Origin of the sequence: Janthinobacterium salmonicoloratum, assembly GCF_051380845.1 — a bacterium.
GTDB lineage: Bacteria > Pseudomonadota > Gammaproteobacteria > Burkholderiales > Burkholderiaceae_D > Janthinobacterium > Janthinobacterium lividum_F.
In genome coordinates this window covers 59354-85536 of the sequence record NZ_JBNYXV010000009.1, presented here as the reverse complement: position 1 = coordinate 85536, position 26183 = coordinate 59354, and the positions used below count along the sequence as shown (strand labels likewise).

Sequence of the window (26183 nt, the reverse complement as noted above, 5' to 3'; positions counted from 1 at the left end):
CAAGCGTCCATGCCTCCATGACGTAGCTGGGCGGCGGAAGGGATAATGCTTTTGTAAAATATTTTTGCAGGGTGGCCGGATACGCGCTGCAATTCAGATCAACTCAGCAGCACGATGCCGCCTGGCAGGCTGGTCATTTGTGCGCCGTACAGGTCGCGTATCATCGCCAGTGCGCCATCGATTTGCCCGATGGAAAAACGCATGCGCACGAGGCGGCGGCCCAGCTCGGCATTGCGCAGCACCACCCGGCCCGGACGGTAGCGGTTGATTTCATCGACGACATCGGCCAGCGGCCTGCCGACAAACGACAACGCGCCCGTGCGCCACGCGCTGGCCTCCTCCGCCGGCGCGGCCGTGGCCGCCTGCACGCTCCGCTCGTCATACACCAGTTGCTGACCCGCATCGAGGGTCTGGCGGCGCTGTTGCCAGTGCACTTCCACGGCGCCCGCCAGGCAGGTGACGCAAACGGCGTCGTCCGTGTGGCGCACATTGAAGCGGGCCGACTGCGCCAGCAAGCGCCCCGCTCCCGCCACCACCGTGACGGGCTGGCGCGCGCCGCTGGCGAAGATTTCCGCCTCGCCGTCCAGCAATTCGATGGCTTCCGGCGCCCGTACATTGATGCGCGTCTGCGTATTCATCTGCACCGTCATTTGCTGCGACAGGGCCACTTGCCGCTGCTCGCCCGTGCCCGTGCGGTAGTCGGCGCTCAATTCCTGCAGCGACGGCCAGGCCCCCAGCGGTGGACGCAAGGCCAGCACGGCCACGCCGGCCGCCAGCGCGCCGCCGAGGAAGGCACGCCGCCCGGGACGCAGCGGAAACGCCAGCACGGCCGCCCGCTGCGGCGCAGCTTCTTGCAGCGCAGGATCAAGGGCCTGCCACACTTGCTTGAGTTCGCGCCAGGCGCGCGCATGCGCGGGGCTGCGCGCGCACCAGGCGCGCAAGGCGTCGGCGTCGGCCTGCGTAAAATCATCGGAACGCAGCCGCGCCCACCAGGCAGCGGCTTGCTGGCCGATGTCAGCGTCGCTGTCGGCAGTATCGAAAGTGTCGCGTGGATCGCGGTCAGAAGCAGTCATGAGATTCATCAATATTTACGGCGGCCCGACACATCGCTGCGCTGGGCGGCATCGGCATCGGCCATGCACGTTTTACAGTGTTGCATGGCGGCCTGCAATTCTTTCTTGACCATCGCCACGGAAATGCCGAAACGCTCGGCGATTTCCGCATTGAGCATGCCGTCGATGCGCGCCGCCGTCAGGATGGCGCGGCGGCGCGGCGACAGGCCCGCCAAGGCCACGTCGAGCGCCTGCACGTCGAGACGCGCCGAGACGATGCGCGCCGGGTCGCTGATGTCGTCGCCGGCCTCGTCGGCCAGGTGCATCAGTTCTTCACGTTCACGCTCGGTGACAATGATGCGGTCGCGGCGGTAGGCATCGGTGGCGATATTGGCCGCCATGCGCAGCAGATAGGCGTCGGGATTGTGGACGGGCGCGGCGGCTGGGCCAGGCGCCACCATCGCTTCGAGGCGCAGCCAGGTTTCCTGCAGCGCATCGGCCGCATGGTGCTTGCAGCCAACCACCCGTTCGAGGCGCCAGCGCAGCACGGCGTAGCGCGAACTGAGGTGGCGTTTCAGCTTGGTGCGCAGGTCGGGCATGCTCATGGCGCGGTCCTTGCCGGCGCGTCCGGGGCGCAATCGACTTCGCTGCCCGGCCCTTGCGGCAGCAGCAGGATGGAGACGGGCTGCGGCATCGACGGCGATGGTCCCGCGCCCACTCTCATGCCCAGCACCAGGTGCGCGATGGCCGTGTCGCGCGCGCGCAAGCCCGTGCTGTCGAGCAGGTGCACGCGGTCCACCACGCCGGCGCGGTTCAGATACAGCTGCAGCGCCAGGCGGTAGCCGCCGGGACGCGTTTGCGCTGCGCGGCACAGCAGCCCCAGCAGCACGTGCTGCAAGCGGCTGACATAGGCCGCATAATCGCCGCCGCCCTGCGTGGCGCCCGGTATGTCGGCGGCCGCCACGACGGCGGCCTGCGGCAAGTCCGCAGCAGTTGCTACGGCACCCGCCGGGGCATACACGATGACGGCTTGGGCGTCAGACAGACGCGATAGCAGACCCGTGCCCTCAAGTAAGGCTTGCAGGGCCGCGCCCGCCGCATACGCACCACGCACGGCGGCTGACTGGCGCTGCGCGTAGCGCTGGTCCATCAGCACGGCGATGCCCGTGCGGCGGCTGTACAGGTCGAGCGCCTCGCCAAGGTTTTGCGCGGCGATATCGAACTGCAGCACGGGGCCGTCGGCCGGTTGCGCCCGCACGGGTCCCACCGCGGTCAGGAAACCCAGCAGTACCAGGTATCCCGCCAGCGCAAGCACATGGACGGATGCCGGGCTGCCTGTCATATCGCTATCGTGTCGCTATCGTGTGAGGGTGGAACTGCGTGAAAACAAGGCATTGCCAAGTAACAATTCTTGCATCAACTGCAATAGCCTACACTCAAAAAATGACGGCTTCGTGACATCGCCGCCGTGCGCAAATTTCGCCATGCGGGACGTCTGGCGCGGCAGTTATTTCGGCTACACTGGCTGTCACTTTCCCTTTCAGACGCCTGATGATCGAAAAGAATCTGCCCGAGCTGGTCATGCTGAAACGCCTCATCGACGAGGGCGGCAGCCACCTGGAAGTGGCCGCGCCCTGCAGCATCGCCATGGATGGGCGCGAGTTTCCCGTCTACACGATTGCGCTGGGCAATCCCGGCCCCGACGTGCCCGTGCTGGGTTTTTTTGGCGGCATCCACGGCCTCGAACGCATCGGCACGCAAGTACTGCTGTCTTTCCTGGAAAGCTTGATCGCGCGCCTGCGCTGGGATGCCACCCTGCACCAGCAGCTGGAAAGCATGCGCCTCGTGTTCATGCCGCTGGTCAATCCGGGCGGCATGTGGCAAGCCACGCGCTGCAATCCGCAGGGCGTGGACCTGATGCGCAACGCGCCGTTGAGCGCGCGTGAGCGCGTGCCGTTCATGCTGGGCGGACAGCGCTACAGCGCCCGCCTGCCCTGGTACCGGGGCGCAGCCGAGGGGCCGATGGAGGCGGAAAGCCAGGCCGTATGCGACCTCGTCGAGCGCGAACTGCTGTCGCGCCAGTTCAGCATCGCCCTCGATTGCCATTCCGGCTTCGGCTTGCGCGACCGCATCTGGTTTCCCCATGCGCATACCAAGGTGCCGATAGCCCACCTGGCCGAGATCGGCGCGCTGGAAGAACTGTTCAGCCAGAGCTACCCCAACCACAACTATGTGTTCGAGCCGCAAAGCCGGCAATACCGTACGCATGGCGACCTGTGGGATTATCTATACCTGAACGGCACCAGCTACAGCGGGCGCGTGTTCCTGCCGCTGACCCTGGAAATGGGCTCGTGGCTGTGGGTCAAGAAAAACCCGCGCCAGCTGTTCAACCGGGTCAGCATCTTCAATCCCACGGCCGCGCACCGCTTGCAGCGCGTGCTGCGGCGGCACCTGGTCTGGTTCGATTTCCTCATGCGCGCCGCCAGCAGCCACGGCCGCTGGATGCCGGAAGGCTTGCTGCGCAAGGCGCAGCGCCGGCGCGCGCTCATGCAATGGTACGAGTCATGACACCACACACCTGGATTTTATTGCGCGGCCTGATGCGCGAACAGCGCCACTGGGGCGAGTTTCCCGCCAGCCTGGCGCGCGCCCTGCCCGGCGCCAGCATCGTCACGCCCGACTTGCCCGGCAATGGCACGCGCCACGCGCAGGACAGCGCCACCCGCGTGGCCGCCATGGTGGAAGACTGCCGCCAGGAATTGCGGGCGCGGGGCGTCCCCGCACCATACCACCTGCTGGCCCTGTCGCTGGGCGGCATGGTGGCAGTGGAATGGGCGAGCCGCTACCCGCAGGAAATTGCCCGCTGCGTGCTGCTCAACACCAGCATGCGGCCGTATAGACCGTTTTACCGGCGCCTGCGCTGGCAAAACTACGGCGCCCTGCTGCACCAGCTGCTGCTGGGCGACACAGGCAGCCAGGAAGCGCTGATATTGCGCCTGACGAGCCGCCGGCATGCTGGCGGCAACCCCGCGCTGCTGGCCGACTGGCGCGCATATCAACAGCAATACCCGGTGAGCCGGCGCAATGCGCTGCGCCAGCTGCTGTCGGCCGCCCGCTACCGCGCTCCCCTCATCCGCCCGGCCATGCCCGTGCTGGTGATGGCCGGCGCGCAAGATCAGCTGGTCGACCACCGCTGCTCGCAGCGCCTGGCGCGCGCCTGGCAGGCGGATTGCCTGATTCACCGCGACGCTGGCCACGACTTGCCGCTCGACGAGGGGGTATGGGTGGCGCAATCGGTGGCGCGCTGGCTGGGGGTGGACGTGACAGACCATGACAGGACGACAACAGCACAATCATCATGCAGATAACAGGGCAACTGGCAGAACTGGTGCAAGCCGGCGTGCAGGAACAGATTTTTCCAGGCGCGGCCTGGGCCATGGGCACCGTCCACCACAACGTGGCGGGCGCGGCCGGGCGGCTCACGCCCGAGCCCGCCAGTGCCGCGATGCAAGTCGACACCCTGTTCGACATCGCTTCGCTGACCAAAATCATCAGCGTCTGGTCGCTGACGGGCTGGCTGGTACGCCAGAACCGCCTGCGCCTGGACATCCGGCTGGCCGACGTGCTGCCCGGCACGCAGGGCCATGCGCTGGCGCCCATCACCATTTTCCAGCTGCTCACCCATACGGCTGGCTTGCCGCTGCGCGCCCGCCTGCGCGCCAGCTATGGCGAGGTGTACGACGATATCGTGCGCGGCGTGTTGCGCGAACCGCTGGAAGGCACGCCGGGCCGAGCTGTGGAATACACGGACCGCGCGGCACTGATCCTCGGCTTTGTCATCGAGCGGCTGCTGGGCCTGCCCCTGGACCAGGCCCTGGAAACACATGTCCTGCGGCCGCTGGGCATGGCCGCCACGGGCTTCGGCCCGCTGGCAGCTGCGCATGGCAAGCAGGTCGCGCCGACCGAGTATTGCGAGCAGGCGGGCGCCCACCTTTCCGGTGTGACGCATGATTTCTCGACCCGGCTGCTGGGCGGGGTCTGCGGCATCTCCGGGCTGTTTTCAAACGTGCCCGACCTGCAGCGCTTCCTGCAGGCGATGCTGGCGCCGAACGCGGACCGGCACGCCGATGTGTTGGACGCGGACTGGGTACGCGCCTCGCTGACGGTGCAGACGGGCGCCCTGACTCCGTCGCGCGGCCTGTTCTGGCACCCTGCGGCAGGTACAGTGCCGGAAGACGACGTCTGGTGCCATCTCGGCTTCACCGGCACCGCACTATGGCTCAGCCCCCGGCGCGGCCGCTATGCGGTGCTGCTGACGAACAAGCTGTACTACACGCGCGATTTCGCCAGGATCAACGCGCTGCGGGGCGACTTCATGCGTGGCGTATTCGGTCTCTAAAGTAGGCAGCCTACAGCCGCAAGCTCACGGCAATCGCCAGCAGCAACGCGCCGGCCGCCGCCAACAGTGCGCTATTGAAACTGTGCAACTGCGCATACAGGCTGCCGGCCAGCACGGGGCCGATGATCTGCCCCACGCCATACACCACCGTCATGATGGCCATCATGTTGGCGCCTGCCTTGCTGGCGGCCCGCTGCGCGGCCGGCATGGCGATGGTCACCGTGCCGACAAACGTGCCGCCGACGAGGATGGCGCTGAGCAGATAGCCGGTGGCCGAGGGCGCCAGCACGGGCAAGGCCACGCCCAGCGCCTGCAGCAGCAAGTTCAGCCGCAGCGCCTGGCGCGTGCCCAGCCGCTCGTGCAGCCGGTGCCACAGGAAGCACGAGGGCGCCGCGCCCAGGCCAAACACGGCCCATACGTGGGCGGAGTTCAGGCCGGGCAAGGCCGCGCCCACCAGCACGGGCAAGTAGGTGGCCGTGACGATGTAGCCGAGCCCTGCCAGCCCGTAGATCAGCACCAGCGGCCAGGGCGCCACGGGCGCCAGCGCCGATGCCGCCGCTTGCGCCGGCGCGGCCAGGGTCGCCTGGCCACTGGCCGCAATGGCGGGCGCGGCCGCCAGCCCCGCCAGCACGGTGACGCCGGCCAGCAGCAGCCACATGCCTGCGCTGTGCCAGCCCAGGTGCGATGCCAGCACCAGCAATTCGGCCGACACGGCGATGCCGGCGCCCACGCCCGCGTACAGCAGCGGCGCGCCGCGCGCATGCCGGCGCTGTTCCAGCAGCCACAATGACGCGGCAACCATGGCCAGGGCGCTGAAGACGCCCGCCACACCCCGCACCGTCACGATGAGCCAGACGGGCATAGTCAAGGCCAGCACGCCCAGGCACAGCGCCGTGCCGGCCACCGACCATAGGCACAGCCGGTGCGCGCTGTGGGCCCGCGCGCGCATGGCCAGGATGGCGCCCAGCAAATAGCCCGCATAGTTGGCCGAAGCGGCCAGGCTGCCATCGCGCAAGCTCAAGACGCCTTCCTCGAGCATATGCGGGTAGATGGCCGTGAAGGCGAAGCGGCCGAAGCCCATGCCGATGGCGAGGATGGCCGCTGCGGCAATGGCCGCGCGCAGCCTGGCCGGCGCGCTCACGGCGCCACCTCGCCTAGCTGCGCCAGCAAGTGTTGAAAGGCGGGCACGTCGAATCCCGCGCGCCAGACCAGCAAGGTGTCGGCTTGCCCTGCGGACAGGATTTTCAAGGTGGCCGGCGCATCGGACAGCGCCAGCACGCTGGCCGGCAGCAGGGTCACGCAGGCGCCGGCCGCCACGCAGGCGATCATGGTGTGATACGAACTCAGCTCCTGCACGCTCCACTGCGTGCTGCCGGCCACGCCCAGCACCTCTTCGGCGATGCCGCGGTAGGTGCAGCCCTGCGGAAACGCCGCCAGCGAGCGCGTGCGCACCTCCACGGCGCGGCGCGCCTGCGCTTCGCTGGCCGGCAGCAGCAAACACAGTTCCTCGCGCCACACGGCGGTTGATGCCAGTCCCAGCTCCGCCAAGGCGGCGGCGCCGCCAAACGACGACGGCAAGGCGACAAAAGCGCAGTCGAGCAAGCCCGTGCGCACTTGCTCGATCAGGGGGCGCGACGGCCCCGTGCTCAGCGCCAGCCGCGTCGCCGGATAGCGGGCGTGATACGCTGCCAGCAGGGCCGGCAAGCGGCTGGCCGCCGTGCTTTCCATGCTGCCGACGCGCAAGGTGCCCCCCTCGCGCCCGCCCGTGACGACGTGCCTGGCCTCTTCCGCCAGCGCCAGCAAACGTTGCGCGTACTCGAGAAAGCGCTCGCCCGCCGCCGTCAGGGCCATGCGCTTGTTCGTGCGCACGAACAGTTCGGCGCCGATATCGGCTTCCAGCTGCTGGATGCGCGTGGTGACGCTGGAGGGTGCGCGCCCCAGCCGCGCTGCGGCCTGGGTGACGCTCAGTTCACTGGCCACGGCACAAAAAATCGTCAATGACTCCATCTCCATCACGTTCTTTCTTTTGAAATGATTGTGCTATTATATTCTTAAAATACGAATCGAATATGCGTACGACACGGCACCCTCAACTTCGTGAAGGAAACATCATGACTTCAATCCAACGCTTCCTCGACCGCCTCGGCTTGCAGCTCCCCATCATTCAGGCGCCGATGGCGGGCGTCTCCACCCCGCGCCTTGCGGCCGCCGTCTCGAATGCGGGCGGCCTCGGTTCGCTGGCCATCGGCGCCGGCACGCTGGCGCAGGCGCGCCAGGTGATCGAAGACACGCGCGCGCTGACGGACGGCCCCTTCAATGTGAATGTGTTCTGCCATGCGCCGGCGGCGAGGGATGCGCGGCGCGAGGCCGCCTGGCTGGCCCATCTGGCGCCCCTGTTTGCGGAGCTGGGCGCGGCCGTACCAGTGAAGCTCGACGAGATATATAAAAGTTTTCTCGGCAATGACGCGGCATTCGCCCTGTTGCTGGAACAGCGCCCCGCCGTCGTCAGCTTCCATTTCGGCTTGCCGGCGACGGAGAAGATCGCCGCCCTGCGCCAGGCCGGCATCTACACGCTGGCCACGGCCACCAATCTGCGCGAGGCGGCGCTGATCGAACAGGCAGGGGTCGACGCCATCGTGGCGCAAGGCGTGGAAGCGGGCGGGCATCGCGGCGCCTTCGATCCGCAAGCGCCGGACGAGCGCCACAGCACGTCGGTGCTGCTGCGTCTGCTGGCGAATCGCACCACCCTGCCCCTCATCGCCGCCGGCGGCATCATGGATGGCCCAGGCATCCGCGCCGCGCTGGACCTGGGCGCCGTGGCCGCCCAGTTGGGCACGGCGTTCGTGCTATGCCCGGAATCGTCGGCCAATGCGGGCTACCGCGCCAAGCTGCAAAGCGAACGGGCCGCCAGCACGCGCCTGACCAGCGTGCTCTCGGGCCGCCTGGCGCGCGGCATGGTGAACCGTTTGATCGAACATGGCGAAGCGCCAGGCAGCCCGCCGCCGGCCGACTATCCCGTCGCCTACGATGCCGCCAAACAATTGAACGCGCTAGCAAGCCAGCACGGCGACAGCGAATTTGCCGCGCTATGGGCCGGCCAGGGCGCGCCGCTGGCGCGGGAAATGGGAGCGGCGCAGCTGGTGGCAACGCTGGCGAAGGAAATGGCGGCTTGAGCCGTTCGCTGGACCGGCACGCTCACGCCGGCTGCTGCTGCGTGGTGCAGTGGATGCCGCCACCACCGGCCGCGATGGCGTCGATGTTCAGTTGCACGATGTCGCGCCCGGGGAATTGCTCGCGCAAGATGGCTTTGGTGTTGCGGTCGGCTTTCGCGTCGCCGAACTCCGGACACAGCACGGCGCCGTTGCAGACATAAAAATTGATGTAGCCGGCGGCGAAATCCTTGTTTTCATATTGCGGGCGTACTTGGCCCGGGCCGGGCAGGACCACCACCTGCAGCGGACGGCCGCGGGCGTCCGTGGCCTTGCGCAGGATGTCGAGGTGGCGCTGCGTGACGGCGCGCTCCGGCGAGGACGGGTCGCTTTCAAAGCCGGCCGCGACGACGCCGGGGGCGCAGAAGCGGGCATAAAAGTCCGTGTGGCCATCGGTGATGTCCTGGCCCGCGATACCGGGCAGCCAGATGACTTTGTCGATGCCCAGCAGCCGGTGCAATTCCTGCTCGCACTTTGCCTTGCTGACGCCAGGATTGCGGTTGGCGTTCAGCACGCAGCTTTCCGTGATGATGGCCGTGCCCTGGCCATCGACTTCGATGCCGCCCCCTTCCAGTACCAGGCTGCTTTCCAGCACGGCAACGCCGGCGCGCCCGGCCACGAAAGGGGCCACCAGCGCATCGTCGTCATAGTCCTGCTTTTCGCCCCAGCCATTGAAATTGAAATTCACGCCCGCCAGCGCGCCGCCCGCCTTCTTGACGAAGACGGGTCCCGTGTCGCGCATCCACAGGTCGTCGATGGGCTGCACCAGCAGCTTGACCTTGTTGCCGCACAAGCGCGCGGCCACATCGTAGTCTTCCTCGTTGACCAGCATGTGCACGGGTTCGACGCTGGCGATCGCTTGCGCGATGCGCGCCAGGTTCGCCTGCGCGCCCGCCTTGAGGCGCTTGCCCCACACCTCGTCATTCGCGCCAAAGGCCATCCACGTGGCGGCGTGGCGCTCACCTTCGTCCGGCATGCGCCAGCCCGCGCCTGCCGCTAGGGCGGGCAAGCCCACGGCGGCGGCCGCCAGGCCCAGGGCGCCCGAGAGGAAATGTCGTCGTTGCATGCTGCTCTCCTTTATGCAATTTCCTGTTGCGTGGTGCAATGGATGCCGCCGCCTCCGGCCGCGATGGGGTCGATATTGATCTGGATCACGGCGCGCCCCGGATACAGCTGCGCATACTGCGCCCTGGCGCTGGCGTCCGCTTGCGCATCGCCAAATTCCGGCAGGAAAATAGCGCTGCTGGTGGCATAGTAATTGATGTAGCCGGCGGCGAAGGTGTTCGGGTTGTTTCCAGGCCGAATTTTCTCAGGCCCATCGATGACGACGATCTGCAGCGGCTGATTATCGGCATCGGTGGCGCCGCGCAATATCTCCAGGTGGCGCCGCGTCAGCGCGTAGTCGTAGGATTCCGGGTCCATCTCGCGGTGCGCCGCCACCACGCCGGGGCGCACGAAGCGGGCATAGAAATCCGTATGGGCATCCGTGATGTCCTTGTTCTTGATGCCAGGCAGCCAGATCACCTTGCGGATGCCCAGCAGACGCTGCAGTTCCGCTTCGCAATCGGCCTTGCTCCAGCCTGGATTGCGGTTGCTGTTCAGCACGCAGCTTTCCGTGATGATGGCCGTGCCCTTGCCATCGACTTCCAGCGCGCCCCCTTCCAGCACCAGGCGCGTGGCCAGCAGCGGCACCTGCGCCTGGGCGGCGACCACGTCGGCCACCAGGCCATCCCTGCCGGACTGCTGCCTGTTGCCCCAGCCATTGAAATTGAATTTCACGCCGGCCCGTTCGCCGCTTGGCTTGCGCACGAAGACAGGGCCCGTGTCGCGCATCCACAAGTCGTCCAGTTCGGCGGGAATCAGGGTGACGCGTGCATCGAGCAATTGCCGCGCGCTGGCCAGTTCGGCAGGACGCACCAGCATGTTGACGGGTTCGTAAGCGGCAATGGCATTGGCGATGCGCACCAGTGCCAGCTGCACCTGCGGCACTTGCGCGCGCGTCCAGACGGCGCTAGAGGCGCCGTACGCCATCCACGTCGCCTTGTGCGCTTCGGCCTCGTCGGGCATGCGCCAGCCTTCGGCAGGGTTGACGCCGCCATTCGCGCCGCCACTGTTGACGGGTGGCATTGGCGTAATAGCGCCAGTTTCCGGCGCACTGCCGCCACAGGCGGCCAACATGCCGCCCATGGCCAGCGCGCTGCCGCCCACCATGCAATGGCGCAAGAAATATCGACGTGTGTTCATGATTCATCCTTTGAAGTGAGCCAGCACCGCGCACTGTGGCGGACGCATTGGCATGCACGGCATTGTGGATGGATCAAGATATGAAAACAAATGATATGATTTACCTTAATTCATTAGGTTTTCTCATATGTCAGAGCATCGTATTCCTTCGCTGAAACTATTAATGGGCTTCGAAGCAGCGGCCCGCCACGGCAATTTCTCGCGCGCGGCCGACGAGCTGCACGTGACGCAGTCGGCCATCAGCCATCAGGTGCAACTGCTGGAAGAACAGGTCAAGCAGCCGCTGTTCCGCCGCGCCGGGCGGGGCGTGGAGCTGACGGTGGCCGGTGAAGTGCTGCTGCGCAGCGTGCAGCGCTCGATGACCGTGCTACGCAGCGGCCTGGGGCGCATCGCCACCTACCTCGATCCGGGTCTCGTGGTGCTGGTGTGCCCTGCGCCCCTGCTGCACGGCTGGCTGCAACCCCGGCTGCGGGCACTCGAAGCGCAGTTGCCCGAACTGTGTTTGCTGCTGTCGGTCGACGAGAGCGCCCGCTTCGTCGACGAGATCGACGTCGACATCGCCATCGGCGAGCGCCCCCTTTTGCAAGCGGACTTGCAGGAAATCCCCCTGCTGCACGATGAATGGGTATTAGTGGCCAACAGCGAGCTGGCGGCACGGCTGGCCGGCGTGCCGCAAGATGAGCATCATTTACACGCGGATCTGGTTTGCTTGGAAGAAAGCCTGACGGGCGACGCCACGGCGCCCCTGTTCCTGGGGCCGCTGGCACGCTTTCGCAAGCGCGCCATCTACGACGATGCGCGCCTGTTGCTCGACGCCACCCTGGATGGGCGCGGCATCGCCTGCCTGCCCCGCTTGCTGGTCAACGCCAGCCTGGCGCGCGGCCTGCTGCACATCCTGCCCGATTATCCGCGCGTGCCGGGCACCACCTGGTGGTTGTCGGGCGTCGCTGAACATCCCCGTTCGGCCATCGTCGGGCAAGTGTTCGACTGGCTGCGCGCGCAGGGCAATGATTACGGCAGCGGTGCAGGTGCCGTCGCCGGCGCGCGCGCATAGTCGATGCCGCTGGCCCAGCGGTTTTCCCAGTGCGCCAGGTACGATTGCGCCAGCCGCGCGCCATGCCACACGACGATCACATTTTCGCTGTTGGCGGTAGCGGCATCGGCCGTGTAATTGAAGCTGCCATTCTGCACTGTCACGCCATCGGCAACGATGTACTTGTCGTGATGCAGCGCGTAGCGGGAAATGACGCGGGTGGGGATGCCCGCGTCGACGAGCCGGTTCAAGGCGGCCCGGCTGTTCTTGCGTTCGTTGCGCCGCGCATCGACCAGCACCCGGACATCGACGCCCCGTTGGCGCGCGTTCAGCAAGGCCTCGACCACACGGGGCGAGCTGAACGAATAGGCGGCCAGCCGTATCGTCGACGCCGCGCTATCGATGACCTTGAGCACCAGCGCCTCCGCCCCGCCATCAGGGGAAAAGGCGTTCTCGATGGTGACTGTGGGCGCGGCGTCGGCGGCAAGCGATGGGACAGGAACGCCACCAGCCAGCAATAGCGCAGCAATGAACAGGATGTTTTTCATGGCGCGTCGCCTACGGCAGCCGGTGCCGGAACGTCGGCTCGATGTTGCGCGCATGCAGCCAGCGCACGATGTCTTCCAAGGTGGCGTCCTGCAGCAGCAGTCCCGGCTGCGTCACTGACTGGGACACTGGCGCTGGCAATGGGGCGGCGACGGGAGCGGAAGCAGGCACCGCATCGGCCAAGCCCGCATGTCCCTGCAACTTCGCCAGCGCCTGCGCGAACTGGGCGGGGTTGATGCTGCGCAAGCCTTCCAGGAAGCCCAGCTGGGCCGCTGGCGGCGGTGGCATGTCCAGGCCCGGTTCGTCGACAAAGGCGGCGCCCATGCTGGGGTGGATGAAGGCGGCCCATTTCCCCGACGGCTGCAACGCGGGCGGCAGCGCCACCTGTTCCACGTAAGCAGGCGGCGCGACGGCGAGGATGTCGGTCGAGGCGGGTAAGAAGGTCGAGCGCAGCAGCTGCACGAACTGGCGCGCCTGGGCGACAGGCACGGGCGTGGCCAGGGACAGCCATAACTGGAACGCCGTGCCCGAGATGCTGACGGCGGGCGCCGGCAAGTCCAGCTCGTGCTGCACGGCATTGGCAATCGCGCACAGCGCGCTCCAGTGCGCTTCACCGCCACCCTTGCCGCCAAACTCCAGCACCAGCGCCCGCGTCACGCCGCTATCGGTCACGAGTTGCACCGCTACCGTCTGCTCTCCCGCCAAATGGCGCGCCAGCACGGCCGGCGTCAGTGGCTGGGCGCCGCCGTCCGCCTCCAGATAATGCTGCTGTTCCTCGAACAGATACAGGCGGGTGAGTTCGGAAATCAGTTTATGCATGGGCGGCCTCGTAGTGACGTTGGACAACACTTGCCAACGTGCCCAGATTATAGCCTCCCCGGCCCCCGGATTTCAGGGCACCGGCAGTTCGGCTGACCGCCGCGCCCGCCCGGCGCCAAACACCAGCCAGCTGGCCACGGCGAACAGGCAGGCGGCCACGCCGCCGTACAGCATCACGGCGCCAAAGCCTTGTGCCAGCGCAAGCTTGGCCACGCCGGCCGGCAGCGCGCCGGCGCCCTTGCCTGCAGATAAGTCTTCCGCCAGGGCGCGCAGGGTGGCCGCGTCCAGTCCGCCGGGCAGATGCGGCCGCAAGGCGGACTGGAGGGCTTCGACGAGGATAAAGCCCATCAGCGCGATATTGATGGACAGGCTGACCATGCGCGCGCTGATGTCGATGCTGGAAGCCATGCCAGCCCGTTCGCCGGGCACTGCGCCCGTCGTCGTGTTGGTGACGGGCGTGTTCGTCAAGCCCAGCCCCGTGCCCGCCAGCAGACAGCCGGGCAAGATCGTCAACCAGCTGGCAGTTTCGGCTTGGCTGCCCCACAGCATCAGCAAAAACCCCAGGCCGATGGCCAGCAAGCCGGCAGGGATCACCGCATCGGCCCGGTAGCGCAGCGCCAGCCGCTCGGCCAGGGGCGGCACGAGCAAGGTGGGCAAGGTGTAGGCCAGCAAGGTCAATCCCGTGCCCAGGCTGCTGTAGCCGAGGCCATGCTGCACGTACAGGGGCAGGTAAATCATGAGCGGCCAGAAACTGCAGTTCATGCCCGCCGAACCGAGCAAGGCGCCCGAGAAGCGGCGGATACGAAATACGCTGAAATCGATCATCGGTTCCGCCTGGCGCCGTTCGATGACGGCAAACAGCATCAGGCTGAGCAGCGCCACGGCCAGGCTGGTCAGCGTGCGGGGATCATTGAAACCCAGCGCCGGCCCCTGCGTGAGGCACCACGCCAGGCTGAACACGGCCAGCGACAGGGTGGCGATGCCCGCCACGTCCAGCTTGCGCCGCTGCGGGTCGCGCGATTCGCTCACGCCCAGGCCGGCCAGCAGCAGCGCGACGACGGCCAGCGGGCCGTGCACGAGAAATACCCATTGCCAGTTTGACAGCGCGACGATGGCGGCGCCGATGATGGGGCCGAAGCCCAGGCCCAGGCCAAACACGATGCCCCATGCGCCAAACGCCCTGCCCCGCGCGGCGCCGGCCGGGAACTGCTGCGACAGCACGGCCACCTGGCAAATCAGCATGGCGCCGCCGGCCATGCCTTGCAGCGCGCGCGCGGCGATCAGCACACCGGTGCTGCCGGCCCAGCCGCATGCCAGCGAACTGAGGCCGAACAGGGCCAGACTGGCGAGAAGCAAGCGCTTGCGGCCATAGCGGTCGGCCAGTGTGCCTGTTGCCATCAGCACGGTGGTGCAAGCCAGAGTGTAGGCGTTCATGATCCATTGCAAGTCCTTGAAATCGCCATGCAGCACGGTTTCCAGGGTGGGCAAGATGACGGGCACGCTGGAAATTTCCAGCCCGAACATGAGTGAGGCCAGGCACACGGCGGCCAGAGTCAGTGCATTTTGTTGCGAATTAGTAAGGTGCATCGAAGCCTTGCTTTCGGTAGTCGTGGAGGGGTCGAGGGGCGCATAGTGCCGGCGCACTGCGAACCAGCATTCTAGAAAAGCTCGACTCATGAGGGAAATGATAAAATTTTGTACAATTCATTCATTTCCATCATGAATCACGGGAACCCCATGGACTTCGATACCGCCCTGCTGCGCGCCTTTGTGGCCGTAGCGGACACGGGCGGCTTTACGCGCGCCGCCGAACGGCTGCACCTGAGCCAATCCGCCATCAGCCACCAGATCCGCCGCCTGGAAGAGCAAGCGGGCGCCGCGCTGCTGCTGCGCACGACGCGCAGCCTGCGCCTGACGGAAGATGGCGAGGATTTCCTGCGCCACGCGCGGCAGATCCTGGCGACCCAGGATGCGCTGTCGCGGCGCTTCCAGCGTTCCGCAATTGCGGGCGCCGTGCGCTTTGGCGTACCGGAAAATTTCATGGGCGCGCGCCTGCCTGCCCTGCTGGCGCAGTTCGCGCACCTGTTTCCCGCCGTGCGCCTGGATGTGACGGTGGGCACCTATCTGGACTTGCAGAAACTGGTCGCCGCCGATGCGCTGGACCTGGCCGTCGTCATGGCCCTGGCGGATGGGCAAGATGACGCGGCCGTGCTGCGCCGCACGCGCTTCGTCTGGGCGGCCGCGCACGACTTCCGGCATGACGGCGCGCTGCCCCTGCCGCTGGCGTTTTCACCCGCGCCCTGCATGCATCGGCAAGTGGGCGTCGACGCCCTCGATGGCGCCGGCCTCGACTGGCGCGTGGCGTTCACCTCGCCCAGCCAGCAGGGCTTGCGCGCCGCCGTGCTGGCCGGGCTGGCGATCACGGCCCTGCCGCAAGGCGACCTGGAAGCGGGCATGGAAGTTATCGATGGCCAGCATGGCTTGCCCGCCCTGCCCGCCGCCCAGTTCCAGCTCGTCTGGCGCGCCGCCAGCAGCACGGCGGCGGCCGTAGCGTTCGGACAATTGCTGCGCGAGTGGTCAGCCGCTGCGGCGGCATGACAGTACCAGCAGCAAGGCCAGCGCCAGCATGGCGGACGCGCCGCCCAGGGCAACCGTCACGCGGTGCGCCAGCAGCGGCACGTCCGCCAGCTGGCCCGCGCCCAGGCCGGCCACGGCCACCAGCGCCGCCAGCCCCAGCGAACTGCCCAGTTGGTGCGCCACGTTGACGACACCCGAGGCGGCGCCCGCATCCTGCGCCGGCACGCCGGCCACGCAGGCCGCCGTCAGCGGACTCAGGGCCATGCCCTGCCCCGCGCCGATCAGCACCATGGGCAGGGCGACACCCAACCAGTAAGCCGTGCCCGCGTCGACGCGGCTCAGCCATGCCATGCCCAGCAGGGTCAATCCCAGTCCCATGGCCAGCAGGCGCGCATTGCCCAGGCGGCGCGTCAAACGCGGCACGCACAGGGCGACGCCGAAGTTGACCAGGGTCATGGGCAGGAAAGCCAGGCCCGTCAGCGAGGGCGGATAGCGCAGCACCACTTGCAGGAATTGCGTGGTGAAAAAGAAGAAGCCGATCATGGCCCCCATGAACAGCACCCTGGCCCCGTACGCCGCATTGCGTTGCGCATCGGCAAACAGGCGCAGCGGCAGGATGGCTTGCGCGGCGCCCCGCTCGATGAAGATGAAGGCGGCCAGCAGCAACAGGCCCGCCGCCAGGGTTGCTTGCGTCAGGGCATCGCCCCAGCCGGCGCCGGCCGAGCGGATCAAACCATACACGAGGGCCGTCATGCCCAGGGTGGAACTGGCGGCGCCGGCCACGTCGAAGCGGCCACGAGTGGTTTCACTCTCGACGAGGTAGCGGCGCGCCGCCACCAGCATGGCGGCGCCGATGGGCAGGTTGATGAAGAAACCCACGCGCCACGACAGCCATTCGGCCAGCACGCCGCCCAGCACCAGGCCCACGCTGGCGGCAATGCCGGCCACGGCGCTGTACAGGGCGATGGCGCGCGTGCGTTCGCGCCCCTCCGCAAACGTGGTTTGCAGCAAGGCCAGGGTAGATGGCGCCAGGATGGCCGCGCCCACGCCCTGGATGGCGCGCGCGGTAATCAGCATGGCCGGCGACTGCGCCAGGCCGATGGCCAGCGAGGCCAAGGTGAATAGCGCCAAGCCCAGCTGCAGCAGGCGGCGCCGGCCATACGCATCGCCGGCACGGGCGGCCAGCAGCAGCAAGCCGCCAAAGGTCAGGGTGTAGGCGCTTTGCACCCAGGCCAGGCCCGTATCTGTAAAGCCCAGCTCCTGGTGGATTTTCGGTAAGCCCGTCAGCACGATGGACGTGTCGAGCACGATCATTACATAGCTGACAAGGATGATGGCGAGGATGGCCACCTTGTGCGGCGCGGCGGGGATAGCGGGATTGGGAACATTTTTCATGCCATCACTGTAAGACGTATGCATTACCGTAAATAGATGCTAAAGTCTGCATGAACTTATTAGCTAGACTAATGAATTGCACGGAGCCAGGATCAACAGACCAGCCGAGCCGCCAGCATTGCCGCCCCGATGGCAAGGCATAGCCAGCAAGCCAGGAAAATGTCGGCCGCATACGGTGTGCGGTCCCAATAACTGTCGCCGGGAGGCAGTTGCAAGACCAGGCCGCTCCACAGCAACAGGGCGCCCCATGCGATGACGCTGGCAAGGACAAAACCCAGTAGCGAGTAAAGAAATTTTTTCATCAGGCGATAGTCCGGCCACATGGCAGGGAGTGCTTGCAGAATAACAGCATAACGCAGCGTGATGAATGACTGAAAGGTGACAACATGGCGCAGACCAACTTCAACGACATCCTCGCCTTCGTGGCCGTGGCCCGCGAAGGCAGTTTTACCAGGGCGGCAGCCAAGCTGGGCGTGTCGCAATCGGCGCTGAGCCAGACGGTGCGCGCGCTGGAAGAACGGCTCGACTTGCGCCTGCTGGTGCGCACCACGCGCAGCGTCTCGCCCACGGAAGCGGGCGAACAGTTGCTGCGCACGGTGGCGCCCCGCTTCGACGAGATCGAGGCGGAGCTGGCCCTGCTCAGCGCCCGGCGCGACAAGCCGGCCGGCAACATCCGCATCAGCGCGGGAGAACACTCGGCGCTGACGGTATTGCAGCCGGCCATCGCCCGCTTGCTGCCGGACTATCCCGACATCAACATCGAAGTCGTCGTCGACAATGGCATGACCGACATCGTGGCCGCGCGCTGCGACGCGGGCGTGCGCCTGGGCGAGCAAGTGGCCAAGGACATGATCGCCATGCCCATCGGTCCCGATTTCCGCATGGCCGTCGTCGCCGCGCCCGCCTACTTCGCCCGCCAGGCGCCGCCCGCCACGCCGCAGGACTTGATGGCGCACAACTGCATCAATATGCGCCTGCCCACCCTGGGCGGCCTGTTTGCCTGGGAATTTGCCAAGGATGGGCAGGAGCTGAAAGTGCGGGTGGAAGGGCAAATGATCTACAACAACATGGCCATGCGCTTGCATTCGGCGCTCGATGGCCTGGGCGTGGCCTGCATGGCGGAAGACGTCGTCCTGCCCTACCTGGCCGATGGCCGTTTGATCCGCGTGCTGGACGACTGGTGCCCCACGTATGCGGGCTACAAGCTGTATTACCCGAGCCGGCGCCACCCCTCGCCCGCGTTTACCTTGCTGCTCGACACCTTGCGCTATCCCCGGGTTTGAGACAGAGCAATCCTTCACCGGGCAGAAAGTGTGACCGCACGAACACGCGTTTACCGTGCGGCGGTGCAGGACTATAGTGGTATCTTCCCCACCTGTTCAAGGATCGCCATGAAACTCTTCTTCTCGCCGGGCGCCTGCTCGCAGGCACCGCACATCGTCCTGCGCGAAACGGGCACGCCGTTCACCCTGGTCAAGGTCGACCTGCGCCAGCACCGCACGCAGGAAGGCGGCAATTACTACGAACTCAACCCGAAAGGCCAAGTGCCGCTGCTGGCGCTCGACGATGGCACGACCTTGAGCGAAGGCCCCATCATCGCCCAGTACATCGCCGAACTGGCCGGCAGGCAAGATCTACTGCCGCCGGTGGGTGGCTTTGCCCGCTACAAGGTGCTGGAATGGCAAAACTACATCACGTCGGAGCTGCACAAATCGTTCAGTTCCCTGTTCGATCCCCGCATCGACGCGGCCACCAAGACATTATTCATTGAGCAACTTGGCAAGAAATACAAGTGGCTGGACAGCCGCCTGGAAGGCCATGCCTACCTGACCGGCAACACGTTCACGGTCGCCGACGCCTATCTGTTCGTCATCACGGGCTGGGCGCCTGGCCTGGGCGTGGATTTGTCCGCGCTGGCGCATGTGCAAGCCTTCCTCGCAAGAGTGGGCCAGCGCGACAGCGTCAAGGCGGCGCTGGCGGCGGAAAGCCAGGCGGCTTAAAGATCGGGTCCAGTTTTTTTTCAGGCCAGCTTGGTAGGCCGGCGAATATGGGGCACGGCGAAATTGCCCATGTCAGATGAGGTAGTATGAGCGCTGCACCTCCCGTTCACGCTGCCTCCACGAAAGGTCCGCCATGGAAGAAGAATACGAAGTGCCCAGTCCCCATGAACACGCCGTGGAAGAGGCAACGGAGAAGGAACGCGATGGCCTGACGCAAAAAATCGCCCTGATGACGGCCATACTCGCCACCATCGGCGCCCTGATCAGCTACCAGAGCGGCAATGCGCAGAACGAAGCCATGTTCCTGAAGAACGAGAGCATCCTCAAGCAGGCGCAGGCGAGCGACCAGTGGGCCTTGTACCAGGCGAAGTCGACGAAAGGCCATATCGCCGAAGCCACGGCCGCGCTCGCCAGCATGCCCGAGGTGCGCACCCGTTTTCTGGCTGAGCAAGCCAGGCAGGAAAGGGAAAAACCGGCCGTGCAAGCCGGCGCGCGCCAGCTGGAAGAGCAATCACGCAAGCTGGGCGAGGAATCGGAAGCCAAGCTGCGCCCGCACGAACGCCTGGCCATGGCCCTGACCTTCATCCAGATCGCCGTGGCGCTGGCCGCCATCACCGTGCTGACGCGGCGCCGCTGGCTGCTGTGGGGTTCCGTGGGCGCGGCGGCGGCCGGCATACTGGCCGCCGGCAGCGCCTTCCTGCTGTAACGGCAGACGCGCTTCAGGCGGGCGGCACGACGCCGCTCCAGCCGGGCAGATAGCGCGCCTGCTGGCTGCGCGCCAGTTTCATGGCTTGCGCCAGTGCCTTGGGGAAATTTTTTTGCAGGTCGGCGGATGCGATACGGCTGCGCAGGAAATCGGCCCACAAGAATTCGCTGAAGGGCGTCACATCCTTGGCGTAGCCGCCTGCGCTGCGCAATTCGCCGGCCAGGCTGCGGTAGGGATCGTCGTGCAAGCCGCTCAGCTGCCGGGGAATGGCGGAAAAATCGCGGCGCAAGCCTTCACTGTCGTAGGGGTGCACCCATTGATGGTGGTCCATCACATGCCAGAAGTGCAGCGGCTCCAGCCAGGACAAATCCTTGAGTATCATCAGGCTGACGGTTTTCACGCCCTCCTGGTGCAGTGCCAGGCCGAAATGGTGGTGGTCGACGATGTAGTGACGTCCTTCCGGGCCGATGATACTGGGAAACCAGTGATCGGCCAGTGCCGCTGCCCTTGCCTTCCTGCCCAGGCTGGCCCAGTGCGCGCGCTTGAACGCCACTTCGGCCATGCCGACCGTGATTTGCGTGGGCAGCAGCTTGTTCAGCCTTGCCTTGACCAGTTGCGGTTTCGCGCTTGTCATGCTGTCTCCCAAGATGCATCGCCTGGCCGCCAGCGTAGCATAGTCGCCGCTACTTTTCAGGCGTGGCGCCGCCCAGCAGGCGCACGGCCTCGGCCACGCTCAATTCACTGAGCAACAGCGCCGGAGTGCCGGCCAGCATGTCGCGCAGCGCCAGTTGCAGCACGGCGTATGTCGGCTCCTTCAACCGCGCCAGGGTCAGGGCCAGCCCCTGCTGACGCACGAACGCGGCAAAGTCGCGCAAGGCTTCGACGCTACTGCCATCGAGGTCGGGCGACTCTTCCAGGCTGAGGATCACCTTGCGCAGCGGACCGGCCCGCTCCTCCAGCATGGCACGCGCCAGGTGCAGGCTGCGCTCGGCATTGACAAAGAACAAGGGCTCATCGAGACGCAGTATCAACAGCTCCGGCTGCGGCTGGGCATCGCGATGCAGCGCCAGCTTGACGTAGTCGTGGCTGTCGCCCAGCCGCCCCAGCACGGACATGCCCGGCTGCGACAGGCGGCGCAGCATCAGCAGCAGACTGATGGCGATGGCCACCAGCAAGCCGTCGAGCACGCCGAACAGCAGCACGCCGGCAATCGCCGCCAGCACCAGCAGGCGGTCGCGGCGCCAGGCAAAATAGGGCTGCAAAGAAACAGGGTTCAGGGTATGGCTGACAGCGTGGATAACCACGGCGGCCAGCACGGGCACGGGCGTGAGCGCCACCAGCGGCAGCAGGGTCAGCACGATGACGCCCACCACGGCGGCGGCCACCAGCCCCGACAGGCGCGAGGTGGCGCCGGCCGCCTCGTTGGCTGACGTGGCCGAATAGCCGGCGCCCACCGGCATGGCTTGCAGCAATCCCGCCAGCACGTTCGCCGCGCCCAGTGCCAGCAAGTCGCGCTCGGGCGCCACGGGGTCGCCATGCTTCAAGGCAAAACTGCGGATGGCGCCATACGATTCGGCATACAGGATCAGCGCCAGCGCAAACGCCAGCTCGGCCAGGCGCGTCCATTCCTCCTGCGTCAGGCGCGGCAAGACAGGCATGGCCAGGCTGACATCGATGGCGCCCACCAGGGCCACGCCGTGGCGCGACAAGTCGAGCCACTGTCCTGCGGCGATCCCCAGCGCAATGACGATCAGTCCGGCGGGCCAGCGCTGCCTGCGCCGCAGCAGGAACAGCAACAGCAGCGCCGCCGCGCACAGGCCCGCGCCGCGCCCGTTCCACTGCCCTGCCCGCGCCAGCAAGCCGGGGACGAGATGCAGCAGGTCGCCTTGCGGCGGCTGCACGCCTAGCACGCCGGGCAACTGTTTCACGATGATCACGATGGCCAGGCCGAAGGAAAAGCCCCGCAACACGGGCTTGGCGATGAATTGCGTGACGCTGCCCAGCCTGGCCACCCAGGCCAGCAGGAAAAATGCCCCCGTCAACATCACCAGTCCCGCCATCAGCATGAGCCGGTGACCCACGGTGCCGCCCGGCATCGAAGCCATGGCTGCGGCCAGCACGGCGGCCGACGACGACGTGGCCGAAACGATGGCAAAGCGGCTCGTGCCCAGCACGCCATAGCACAGCAAGCCCGCGAACAGGGCCAGGATGCCAGCCTGGGGCGCCAGGTTGCCGATGCTGGCATACGCCACCGCTTCCGGCAGCAACAGGCCGGCGATCGACAGGCCGGCGCTGACATCTTGCCAACGGTTCGTTTGCGTCGCAGCCGATGCGCTCATGGCGATGCTCCTGATAGGTGGCAATGGTCCGCTCCATGATGCGGCAAAACCGCCGTTCCAGCCACATTTGCTTACACTTGAGACAAATATCCTGTGCACCAGCGGCACCGGCGGCGCGTTTGAGCAGTGTCACATCCCTGACATCCACCTGGAGACTGCAATGAAAACCACCACTCTGTCCGCCATCATCCTGATGATTTTTGCCTCGGCTACCGCCAGCAGCTTTGCCGCAGAAACGACCTGGCAGAAAAACCACCCGCGCCGCGAACAGGTGAACAACCGCCTGGCGCATCAAAACGCGCGCATCCACAAGGAAGTCAAGGAAGGCGAAATCACCAAAGGGCAGGCAGCCGCCCTGCACCGCGAAGACCGCAGCATCCGCCGCGAAGAGCGCAGTATGGCCAAGCTCGATCACGGCCATATCACCAAGGCAGACCAGCGCGCCCTGAACCAGCAGGAAAATGTGGTCAGCAAACAGATCGGAAAGTAAATGACGCAAAGGGCAGTGCCGCACAGCGCGCCAGCGACACGGTGCAATTGCCGCTGCCCTAGACACATCCATCTTTTTCGCCTGACAGGGGAAGGATAGCCGGCGCCAGCGCGATCACCAACCGTCCGGAAGGGGCTTCTGGCGCCAGGGCGCCGGACCATGTGCCCACGGCACGCCGCACTGTGCGAAAATGCCCGCCTTCGCCATTGCCGGATACTGCCCCATGCCGCACGCTGTCCTTGATATCCTTTCCGCACGCGACACGCGCCGCATCGCGCGCCACGCGCCGGCGGCCGACGCCGCCCGCTTTTTGCATCCGGCCCAGCAAGCCTTGCTGCACCGGCGTGGCTGGCTGACGATGCTGGCGCCGCACAGTGCCGGCGGCGCCGAGCTGCCTTTGCCGCAAGTGGTGCGCCTGGAAGAAGCCGTGGCCGCCGTCGATGGCAGCATGGGCTGGGTGCTGACCCTGTGCGCGGGCGCGGGCTGGTTCGCGGGCTTTCTGGCGCCTGACATGGCGCGCAGCATCATCGGCACGCCGCGCGTTTGCCTGGGCGGCAGCGGCGCGGCCACGGGCTACGCCGAGGAAGAAGGCGACGGCTACCGCATCACGGGCAGCTGGGACTACGCCAGTGGCGCGCCCATGGCCACCCACTTCACCCTGAATGCCCGGCTGCAGCGCGATGGCCAGCCCCTGCTCGATGCAGAGGGAAAACCGCGCATCCGCGCCTTCCTCGTGCCCGCTGCGCTGGTGCAACTGGTGCCCTCGTGGAACAGCATCGGCATGCGCGCCAGCGCCTCGCACAGCTACCGCATCGACGGCCAGTGGCTCAGCAAGGAACATGGCTTTACGATCAGTCCCGACACCGCGACGGCCGACAGCCCCCTGTACCGCTACCCCTTCTATTCACTGGCCTATGTGACCCTGGCTGCCAACGCGGCCGGCATGGCCGCGCATTTCATGCAGCTGGCCGAGGAATGCATGCGCCACCGCCGCCATGCGCGCGCCGGCTTGCCCCTGCTGGACGTGCCGGAAGTGGTATCCATGCTGCAAGGCAAGAAAGAGGCGTACACTGCCGCCCGCGCCCGTTTTTACGCCGTGCTGGACGACAGCTGGGCGCAGGTGGCAGGCGGCGCGGCGCTCGACGACGACGCCATGCAGGCTGTCCAAGATAGTTCGCTGGCCCTGGTGGCCGTGTGCCGCTCCGCCGTCGATGGCTTGTATCCCTACTGCGGCCTGTACGCTGCCCGCGAAGACAGCGCCATCAACCGCGTCTGGCGCGATTTTCACACGGCCAGCCAGCATTCATTGCTGCTGCCCTGACGGCCGCAGCTTCAGCGGTTCGGCGATCGTCAGCACCACCAGGAAGGTCAGGCAGGAAATGGCGGCCATGAAGCCGAACACATAATCCCAGCCGTAATGGTCGAGCAGCATGCCGACGATCCACGGCGTGGCCGCGCCGCCCAGCTGGCCGCCCATGTTGACGACGGCATTGGCGACGGGGAATTTTTCCTTGGACACGAATTGCATCGGATACACCATGTAGGCGGAAAAACCGATGCTCAGCAGCACGCCCGTCAGGAATAGCAGCGCGCCGTACTGCAGCGGGTCGGCAGGCGCATGGATCAGCAAGTACATCATGACGGCCGTCGACAGGGCCGAAATCAGCATGCCCGGTTTGCGGCGCTTGTCGAGCACGCGGTCGGCCAGCACCCCGCCCAGGATATTGCCGAAGACGGCGCCCACCCACGGCGCGGCCGCCACCATGCCCATGTTCATGATGGAAAACTGCTTTACCGTCAGCAAGTACGTGGGTATCCAGGCCAGCAGCACGCTGGAAATGCCCAGCTGGCAGCAATAGCCGAGCGCGCAGCCGAGGATATTCCAAGACGCAAACACGCCACGGCTGGTGGTCACAGTCGGCACCATACGCACGCGTATCAGCTTGTCGAGCCAGGGCATGGGCCGCGACGTGGCCGCCGTGCCGGTGCTGCTGCCATCGAGCGCCTTTTCCTCGATGACGGCCAATTCTTCGACGTTGACAAAGCGGCTTTCGGCTGGCTTGTTGGTCACCAGGAAGTACCAAAAGATGGCCAGAATCACGCCCGGCACGGAAAACCAGATGAACACTTCGCGCCAGCCCCAGGCGGCAATGATGGCCGCGCCCAGGATAGGCGTGATGACGGGACCGAACTTGACAGCGGACAAGAACAGGCCCGACGCCGTGCCCTTCTCGCGCGAGGGAAACCAGTGATTGATGGTAGTCGTCACGCCTATCGGCAGCGGCCCTTCGGCCAGGCCCAGGCCGAGGCGGCACAGTTTCAGCGACAGCAAGGAACCGACGAGCCCTGTCAGGCCGGTGGCAATCGAGGTGAGGACCATGGAAATGGTGAAGACCTTGCGCACGCCGAACTTCGACAGCAGCCAGGCGGAAGGCAGTTGCGCCAGCGCATAGGCGACGAGGAACAGGCTGACGAGGCCGCCCGCGTCGGTATTGCTCATTTCAAACTCGCGGCGCAAAAAGGGCAGGACCACGCCCAGGTTGGCGCGGTCGGCGGCGGCAATCGTGTAGACGATGAAAAACAGGGCCGCGACGACCCAGCGGTAGCGCGTGGGACGACGTGCGGCTGGCGCCGCAGCTGCGGCGGTAGTGGTGGCATGCATGGGGTGTCTCCTGGTTTTTATAGTGGTATGCGCGTATCAGCCCAGCTGCAGCCTGCGCAGCGTCTCTTCCAGGCCCAGCAGCTCGACGGTCGTGGCGCCGTCTCGGATCTGCTGGCGGAATTGCGCTTCCATCTCTTCGCGCTGGCGGCTTTTCAGCAGCACCGCGTCCACCTCGTGGCGCCGCACCACCACCACGCCGTCCTGGTCGCCGACGATGATGTCGCCGGGATCGATGCCAACGTCGCCGATGGTGACGGTCACGTTGAGGCGCCCCGGCTGGTGCTTGCCCGTGCCCTTGATCGACAGGCCCCGGCTAAAGACGGGAAAGCCCGCCTGCGTCATGGCGGCCGCGTCGCGCACGGCGCCGTGAATCACCAGGCCGGCCAGCCCGATCCGCTGCGCCTGCTCGGTGAACACGTCGCCCCACACGCCCGCTTCCAGAAAGCCCTTGGCGTCGACCACCAGCACGTCGCCGGGCCGGGCCTTGAGCATGGCGTAGTGCAGCATCAGGTTGTCTGCCGGGCGCGTATCGACGGTCAGGGCGGGCCCGGCCAGGCGCATGCCGGGCGCAATCGGCTTGATGCCGCTGTCGAGCGCGCCTTTCGCGCCCTGCGCCTCGTAGATGGTGGCTGCGCCCAGCCGGCGCAGGGCGTGCAAGGTCTCGATGGAAACAATCTGGTCCATGGTGTACTTTCAGTTAGCTAGGGAAATG

General features: G+C 66.4%; 27 protein-coding genes. 11 read left to right on the top strand and 16 right to left on the bottom strand.

The window, feature by feature from the left end; all coding sequences use genetic code 11:
- Positions 1-98: 98 nt before the first annotated feature.
- The 3 genes from ACQ4WY_RS26680 to ACQ4WY_RS26670 are packed head-to-tail and all read right to left on the bottom strand — an operon-like array spanning position 99 to position 2394.
- Positions 99-1073 carry a FecR family protein gene (locus tag ACQ4WY_RS26680; RefSeq protein ID WP_436506682.1) on the bottom strand — a complete coding sequence of 325 codons (975 nt, stop codon included), beginning with the start codon at positions 1071-1073 and terminating at the stop codon, positions 99-101.
- Positions 1074-1081: 8 nt separating this feature from the next.
- Positions 1082-1657: an RNA polymerase sigma factor gene (locus tag ACQ4WY_RS26675; protein WP_436506681.1), complete on the bottom strand. Its 576-nt coding sequence runs from the start codon at positions 1655-1657 to the stop codon at positions 1082-1084.
- Positions 1654-2394 (bottom strand): hypothetical protein, encoded by a 741-nt coding sequence (locus ACQ4WY_RS26670; protein ID WP_436506680.1) that lies wholly within the window; start codon positions 2392-2394, stop codon positions 1654-1656. The genes ACQ4WY_RS26675 and ACQ4WY_RS26670 overlap by 4 nt, the downstream gene beginning before the upstream one ends.
- Before the next feature lie 209 nt (positions 2395-2603).
- Here ACQ4WY_RS26670 and ACQ4WY_RS26665 point away from each other — a divergent pair, with 209 nt between their 5' ends.
- Genes ACQ4WY_RS26665 through ACQ4WY_RS26655 form a run of 3 tightly spaced genes read left to right on the top strand, consistent with a single transcriptional unit; the run spans position 2604 to position 5451 of the window.
- On the top strand, positions 2604-3620 hold the full coding sequence (locus ACQ4WY_RS26665) for a M14 family zinc carboxypeptidase (RefSeq protein WP_353657482.1): 1017 nt from the start codon (positions 2604-2606) through the stop codon (positions 3618-3620).
- Entirely contained in the window at positions 3617-4420 is an 804-nt protein-coding gene (locus ACQ4WY_RS26660; RefSeq protein ID WP_436506679.1) for an alpha/beta fold hydrolase, read from the top strand. Before ACQ4WY_RS26665 ends, ACQ4WY_RS26660 begins: the two co-directional genes overlap by 4 nt.
- The gene (locus ACQ4WY_RS26655; RefSeq protein WP_436506678.1) at positions 4411-5451 is read left to right on the top strand and encodes a serine hydrolase domain-containing protein; all 1041 of its coding nucleotides are present in this window, start codon (positions 4411-4413) and stop codon (positions 5449-5451) included. Before ACQ4WY_RS26660 ends, ACQ4WY_RS26655 begins: the two co-directional genes overlap by 10 nt.
- Positions 5452-5461: 10 nt before the next feature.
- Here ACQ4WY_RS26655 and ACQ4WY_RS26650 read toward each other — a convergent pair whose 3' ends face one another.
- Both ACQ4WY_RS26650 and ACQ4WY_RS26645 read right to left on the bottom strand, forming a co-directional pair.
- Positions 5462-6592: a YbfB/YjiJ family MFS transporter gene (locus tag ACQ4WY_RS26650; RefSeq protein WP_436506677.1), complete on the bottom strand. Its 1131-nt coding sequence runs from the start codon at positions 6590-6592 to the stop codon at positions 5462-5464.
- A complete protein-coding gene (locus ACQ4WY_RS26645; protein ID WP_436506774.1) occupies positions 6589-7458 on the bottom strand; it encodes a LysR substrate-binding domain-containing protein in 870 nt (289 codons plus the stop codon). Before ACQ4WY_RS26645 ends, ACQ4WY_RS26650 begins: the two co-directional genes overlap by 4 nt.
- 104 nt (positions 7459-7562) lie before the next feature.
- Between ACQ4WY_RS26645 and ACQ4WY_RS26640 the strand changes: the two genes are divergently transcribed.
- Positions 7563-8624 (top strand): NAD(P)H-dependent flavin oxidoreductase, encoded by a 1062-nt coding sequence (locus ACQ4WY_RS26640; RefSeq protein ID WP_436506676.1) that lies wholly within the window; start codon positions 7563-7565, stop codon positions 8622-8624.
- A gap of 22 nt (positions 8625-8646) precedes the next feature.
- Here ACQ4WY_RS26640 and ACQ4WY_RS26635 read toward each other — a convergent pair whose 3' ends face one another.
- Positions 8647-9726 (bottom strand): agmatine deiminase family protein, encoded by a 1080-nt coding sequence (locus ACQ4WY_RS26635; RefSeq protein ID WP_436506675.1) that lies wholly within the window; start codon positions 9724-9726, stop codon positions 8647-8649.
- 11 nt (positions 9727-9737) lie between these two features.
- On the bottom strand, positions 9738-10904 hold the full coding sequence (locus tag ACQ4WY_RS26630; protein ID WP_436506674.1) for an agmatine deiminase family protein: 1167 nt from the start codon (positions 10902-10904) through the stop codon (positions 9738-9740).
- Positions 10905-11031: 127 nt separating this feature from the next.
- Here ACQ4WY_RS26630 and ACQ4WY_RS26625 point away from each other — a divergent pair, with 127 nt between their 5' ends.
- Positions 11032-11958, top strand: coding sequence for a LysR family transcriptional regulator (locus ACQ4WY_RS26625; protein ID WP_436506673.1), 927 nt, complete (start codon positions 11032-11034; stop codon positions 11956-11958).
- Here the strand turns inward: ACQ4WY_RS26625 and ACQ4WY_RS26620 are convergent.
- The 3 genes from ACQ4WY_RS26620 to ACQ4WY_RS26610 form a co-directional block, all read right to left on the bottom strand.
- Positions 11916-12485 (bottom strand): phospholipase D family nuclease, encoded by a 570-nt coding sequence (locus ACQ4WY_RS26620; RefSeq protein ID WP_436506672.1) that lies wholly within the window; start codon positions 12483-12485, stop codon positions 11916-11918. The genes ACQ4WY_RS26625 and ACQ4WY_RS26620 overlap by 43 nt on opposite strands.
- Positions 12486-12495: 10 nt before the next feature.
- Complete coding sequence (locus ACQ4WY_RS26615) at positions 12496-13302, bottom strand: TOTE conflict system archaeo-eukaryotic primase domain-containing protein (RefSeq protein ID WP_436506671.1); 807 nt, start codon at positions 13300-13302, stop codon at positions 12496-12498.
- Between the two features lie 72 nt (positions 13303-13374).
- Positions 13375-14889, bottom strand: a complete 1515-nt coding sequence (locus ACQ4WY_RS26610; protein WP_436506670.1) for an MFS transporter — start codon at positions 14887-14889, stop codon at positions 13375-13377.
- A gap of 150 nt (positions 14890-15039) precedes the next feature.
- Between ACQ4WY_RS26610 and ACQ4WY_RS26605 the strand changes: the two genes are divergently transcribed.
- Positions 15040-15900 carry a LysR family transcriptional regulator gene (locus ACQ4WY_RS26605; protein ID WP_436506669.1) on the top strand — a complete coding sequence of 287 codons (861 nt, stop codon included), beginning with the start codon at positions 15040-15042 and terminating at the stop codon, positions 15898-15900.
- Here the strand turns inward: ACQ4WY_RS26605 and ACQ4WY_RS26600 are convergent.
- Positions 15880-17274: an MFS transporter gene (locus ACQ4WY_RS26600; protein ID WP_436506668.1), complete on the bottom strand. Its 1395-nt coding sequence runs from the start codon at positions 17272-17274 to the stop codon at positions 15880-15882. The two genes, ACQ4WY_RS26605 and ACQ4WY_RS26600, sit on opposite strands and share 21 nt — an antisense overlap.
- 92 nt (positions 17275-17366) lie before the next feature.
- The gene (locus ACQ4WY_RS26595; RefSeq protein WP_436506667.1) at positions 17367-17576 is read right to left on the bottom strand and encodes an Asp23/Gls24 family envelope stress response protein; all 210 of its coding nucleotides are present in this window, start codon (positions 17574-17576) and stop codon (positions 17367-17369) included.
- Between the two features lie 84 nt (positions 17577-17660).
- On the opposite strand from ACQ4WY_RS26595, the gene ACQ4WY_RS26590 reads away from it, so the two are divergent.
- The 3 genes from ACQ4WY_RS26590 to ACQ4WY_RS26580 all read left to right on the top strand — a co-directional run bounded on the left by ACQ4WY_RS26590 (position 17661) and on the right by ACQ4WY_RS26580 (position 19980).
- Positions 17661-18557: a LysR family transcriptional regulator gene (locus ACQ4WY_RS26590; protein WP_353657495.1), complete on the top strand. Its 897-nt coding sequence runs from the start codon at positions 17661-17663 to the stop codon at positions 18555-18557.
- A 108-nt stretch (positions 18558-18665) separates the two neighbouring features.
- Positions 18666-19274 (top strand): glutathione transferase GstA, encoded by a 609-nt coding sequence (gstA, locus tag ACQ4WY_RS26585; protein ID WP_436506666.1) that lies wholly within the window; start codon positions 18666-18668, stop codon positions 19272-19274.
- A 133-nt stretch (positions 19275-19407) separates the two neighbouring features.
- The gene (locus tag ACQ4WY_RS26580) at positions 19408-19980 is read left to right on the top strand and encodes a DUF4337 domain-containing protein (protein ID WP_436506665.1); all 573 of its coding nucleotides are present in this window, start codon (positions 19408-19410) and stop codon (positions 19978-19980) included.
- A 13-nt stretch (positions 19981-19993) separates the two neighbouring features.
- On the opposite strand, the gene ACQ4WY_RS26575 is transcribed toward ACQ4WY_RS26580, so the two are convergent.
- On the bottom strand, positions 19994-20614 hold the full coding sequence (locus ACQ4WY_RS26575; protein ID WP_436506664.1) for a ParB-like protein: 621 nt from the start codon (positions 20612-20614) through the stop codon (positions 19994-19996).
- 49 nt (positions 20615-20663) lie between these two features.
- Positions 20664-22319 carry a SulP family inorganic anion transporter gene (locus ACQ4WY_RS26570; protein WP_436506663.1) on the bottom strand — a complete coding sequence of 552 codons (1656 nt, stop codon included), beginning with the start codon at positions 22317-22319 and terminating at the stop codon, positions 20664-20666.
- Between the two features lie 160 nt (positions 22320-22479).
- On the opposite strand from ACQ4WY_RS26570, the gene ACQ4WY_RS26565 reads away from it, so the two are divergent.
- Together ACQ4WY_RS26565 and ACQ4WY_RS26560 are read left to right on the top strand one after the other, a co-directional pair.
- Entirely contained in the window at positions 22480-22809 is a 330-nt protein-coding gene (locus ACQ4WY_RS26565; RefSeq protein ID WP_436506662.1) for a hypothetical protein, read from the top strand.
- Between the two features lie 223 nt (positions 22810-23032).
- Entirely contained in the window at positions 23033-24130 is a 1098-nt protein-coding gene (locus ACQ4WY_RS26560) for an acyl-CoA dehydrogenase family protein (protein ID WP_436506661.1), read from the top strand.
- On the opposite strand, the gene ACQ4WY_RS26555 is transcribed toward ACQ4WY_RS26560, so the two are convergent.
- Positions 24113-25471: an MFS transporter gene (locus tag ACQ4WY_RS26555; protein WP_436506660.1), complete on the bottom strand. Its 1359-nt coding sequence runs from the start codon at positions 25469-25471 to the stop codon at positions 24113-24115. The two genes, ACQ4WY_RS26560 and ACQ4WY_RS26555, sit on opposite strands and share 18 nt — an antisense overlap.
- 36 nt (positions 25472-25507) lie before the next feature.
- Positions 25508-26155 carry a 4-carboxy-4-hydroxy-2-oxoadipate aldolase/oxaloacetate decarboxylase gene (locus ACQ4WY_RS26550; protein WP_436506659.1) on the bottom strand — a complete coding sequence of 216 codons (648 nt, stop codon included), beginning with the start codon at positions 26153-26155 and terminating at the stop codon, positions 25508-25510.
- Positions 26156-26183 lie beyond the last annotated feature (28 nt).

Excerpts from the sequence above, each read along its gene's own strand:
- ACQ4WY_RS26675 (WP_436506681.1), bottom strand. The coding sequence starts at position 1,657 with ATGAGCATGCCCGACCTGCGCACCAAGCTGAAACGCCACCTCAGTTCG.
- ACQ4WY_RS26600 (WP_436506668.1), bottom strand. The coding sequence starts at position 17,274 with ATGAAAAATGTTCCCAATCCCGCTATCCCCGCCGCGCCGCACAAGGTG.
- ACQ4WY_RS26610 (WP_436506670.1), bottom strand. The coding sequence starts at position 14,889 with ATGCACCTTACTAATTCGCAACAAAATGCACTGACTCTGGCCGCCGTG.
- ACQ4WY_RS26570 (WP_436506663.1), bottom strand. The coding sequence starts at position 22,319 with ATGAGCGCATCGGCTGCGACGCAAACGAACCGTTGGCAAGATGTCAGC.
- ACQ4WY_RS26615 (WP_436506671.1), bottom strand. The coding sequence starts at position 13,302 with ATGCATAAACTGATTTCCGAACTCACCCGCCTGTATCTGTTCGAGGAA.
- ACQ4WY_RS26625 (WP_436506673.1), top strand. The coding sequence starts at position 11,032 with ATGTCAGAGCATCGTATTCCTTCGCTGAAACTATTAATGGGCTTCGAA.
- ACQ4WY_RS26620 (WP_436506672.1), bottom strand. The coding sequence starts at position 12,485 with ATGAAAAACATCCTGTTCATTGCTGCGCTATTGCTGGCTGGTGGCGTT.
- ACQ4WY_RS26670 (WP_436506680.1), bottom strand. The coding sequence starts at position 2,394 with ATGACAGGCAGCCCGGCATCCGTCCATGTGCTTGCGCTGGCGGGATAC.
- ACQ4WY_RS26575 (WP_436506664.1), bottom strand. The coding sequence starts at position 20,614 with ATGACAAGCGCGAAACCGCAACTGGTCAAGGCAAGGCTGAACAAGCTG.
- ACQ4WY_RS26550 (WP_436506659.1), bottom strand. The coding sequence starts at position 26,155 with ATGGACCAGATTGTTTCCATCGAGACCTTGCACGCCCTGCGCCGGCTG.
- ACQ4WY_RS26630 (WP_436506674.1), bottom strand. The coding sequence starts at position 10,904 with ATGAACACACGTCGATATTTCTTGCGCCATTGCATGGTGGGCGGCAGC.
- ACQ4WY_RS26635 (WP_436506675.1), bottom strand. The coding sequence starts at position 9,726 with ATGCAACGACGACATTTCCTCTCGGGCGCCCTGGGCCTGGCGGCCGCC.
- ACQ4WY_RS26590 (WP_353657495.1), top strand. The coding sequence starts at position 17,661 with ATGGCGCAGACCAACTTCAACGACATCCTCGCCTTCGTGGCCGTGGCC.
- ACQ4WY_RS26555 (WP_436506660.1), bottom strand. The coding sequence starts at position 25,471 with ATGCATGCCACCACTACCGCCGCAGCTGCGGCGCCAGCCGCACGTCGT.
- ACQ4WY_RS26560 (WP_436506661.1), top strand. The coding sequence starts at position 23,033 with ATGCCGCACGCTGTCCTTGATATCCTTTCCGCACGCGACACGCGCCGC.
- ACQ4WY_RS26580 (WP_436506665.1), top strand. The coding sequence starts at position 19,408 with ATGGAAGAAGAATACGAAGTGCCCAGTCCCCATGAACACGCCGTGGAA.
- ACQ4WY_RS26665 (WP_353657482.1), top strand. The coding sequence starts at position 2,604 with ATGATCGAAAAGAATCTGCCCGAGCTGGTCATGCTGAAACGCCTCATC.
- ACQ4WY_RS26660 (WP_436506679.1), top strand. The coding sequence starts at position 3,617 with ATGACACCACACACCTGGATTTTATTGCGCGGCCTGATGCGCGAACAG.
- gstA (WP_436506666.1), top strand. The coding sequence starts at position 18,666 with ATGAAACTCTTCTTCTCGCCGGGCGCCTGCTCGCAGGCACCGCACATC.
- ACQ4WY_RS26655 (WP_436506678.1), top strand. The coding sequence starts at position 4,411 with ATGCAGATAACAGGGCAACTGGCAGAACTGGTGCAAGCCGGCGTGCAG.
- ACQ4WY_RS26640 (WP_436506676.1), top strand. The coding sequence starts at position 7,563 with ATGACTTCAATCCAACGCTTCCTCGACCGCCTCGGCTTGCAGCTCCCC.
- ACQ4WY_RS26605 (WP_436506669.1), top strand. The coding sequence starts at position 15,040 with ATGGACTTCGATACCGCCCTGCTGCGCGCCTTTGTGGCCGTAGCGGAC.
- ACQ4WY_RS26565 (WP_436506662.1), top strand. The coding sequence starts at position 22,480 with ATGAAAACCACCACTCTGTCCGCCATCATCCTGATGATTTTTGCCTCG.
- ACQ4WY_RS26680 (WP_436506682.1), bottom strand. The coding sequence starts at position 1,073 with ATGACTGCTTCTGACCGCGATCCACGCGACACTTTCGATACTGCCGAC.
- ACQ4WY_RS26645 (WP_436506774.1), bottom strand. The coding sequence starts at position 7,458 with ATGGAGTCATTGACGATTTTTTGTGCCGTGGCCAGTGAACTGAGCGTC.
- ACQ4WY_RS26595 (WP_436506667.1), bottom strand. The coding sequence starts at position 17,576 with ATGAAAAAATTTCTTTACTCGCTACTGGGTTTTGTCCTTGCCAGCGTC.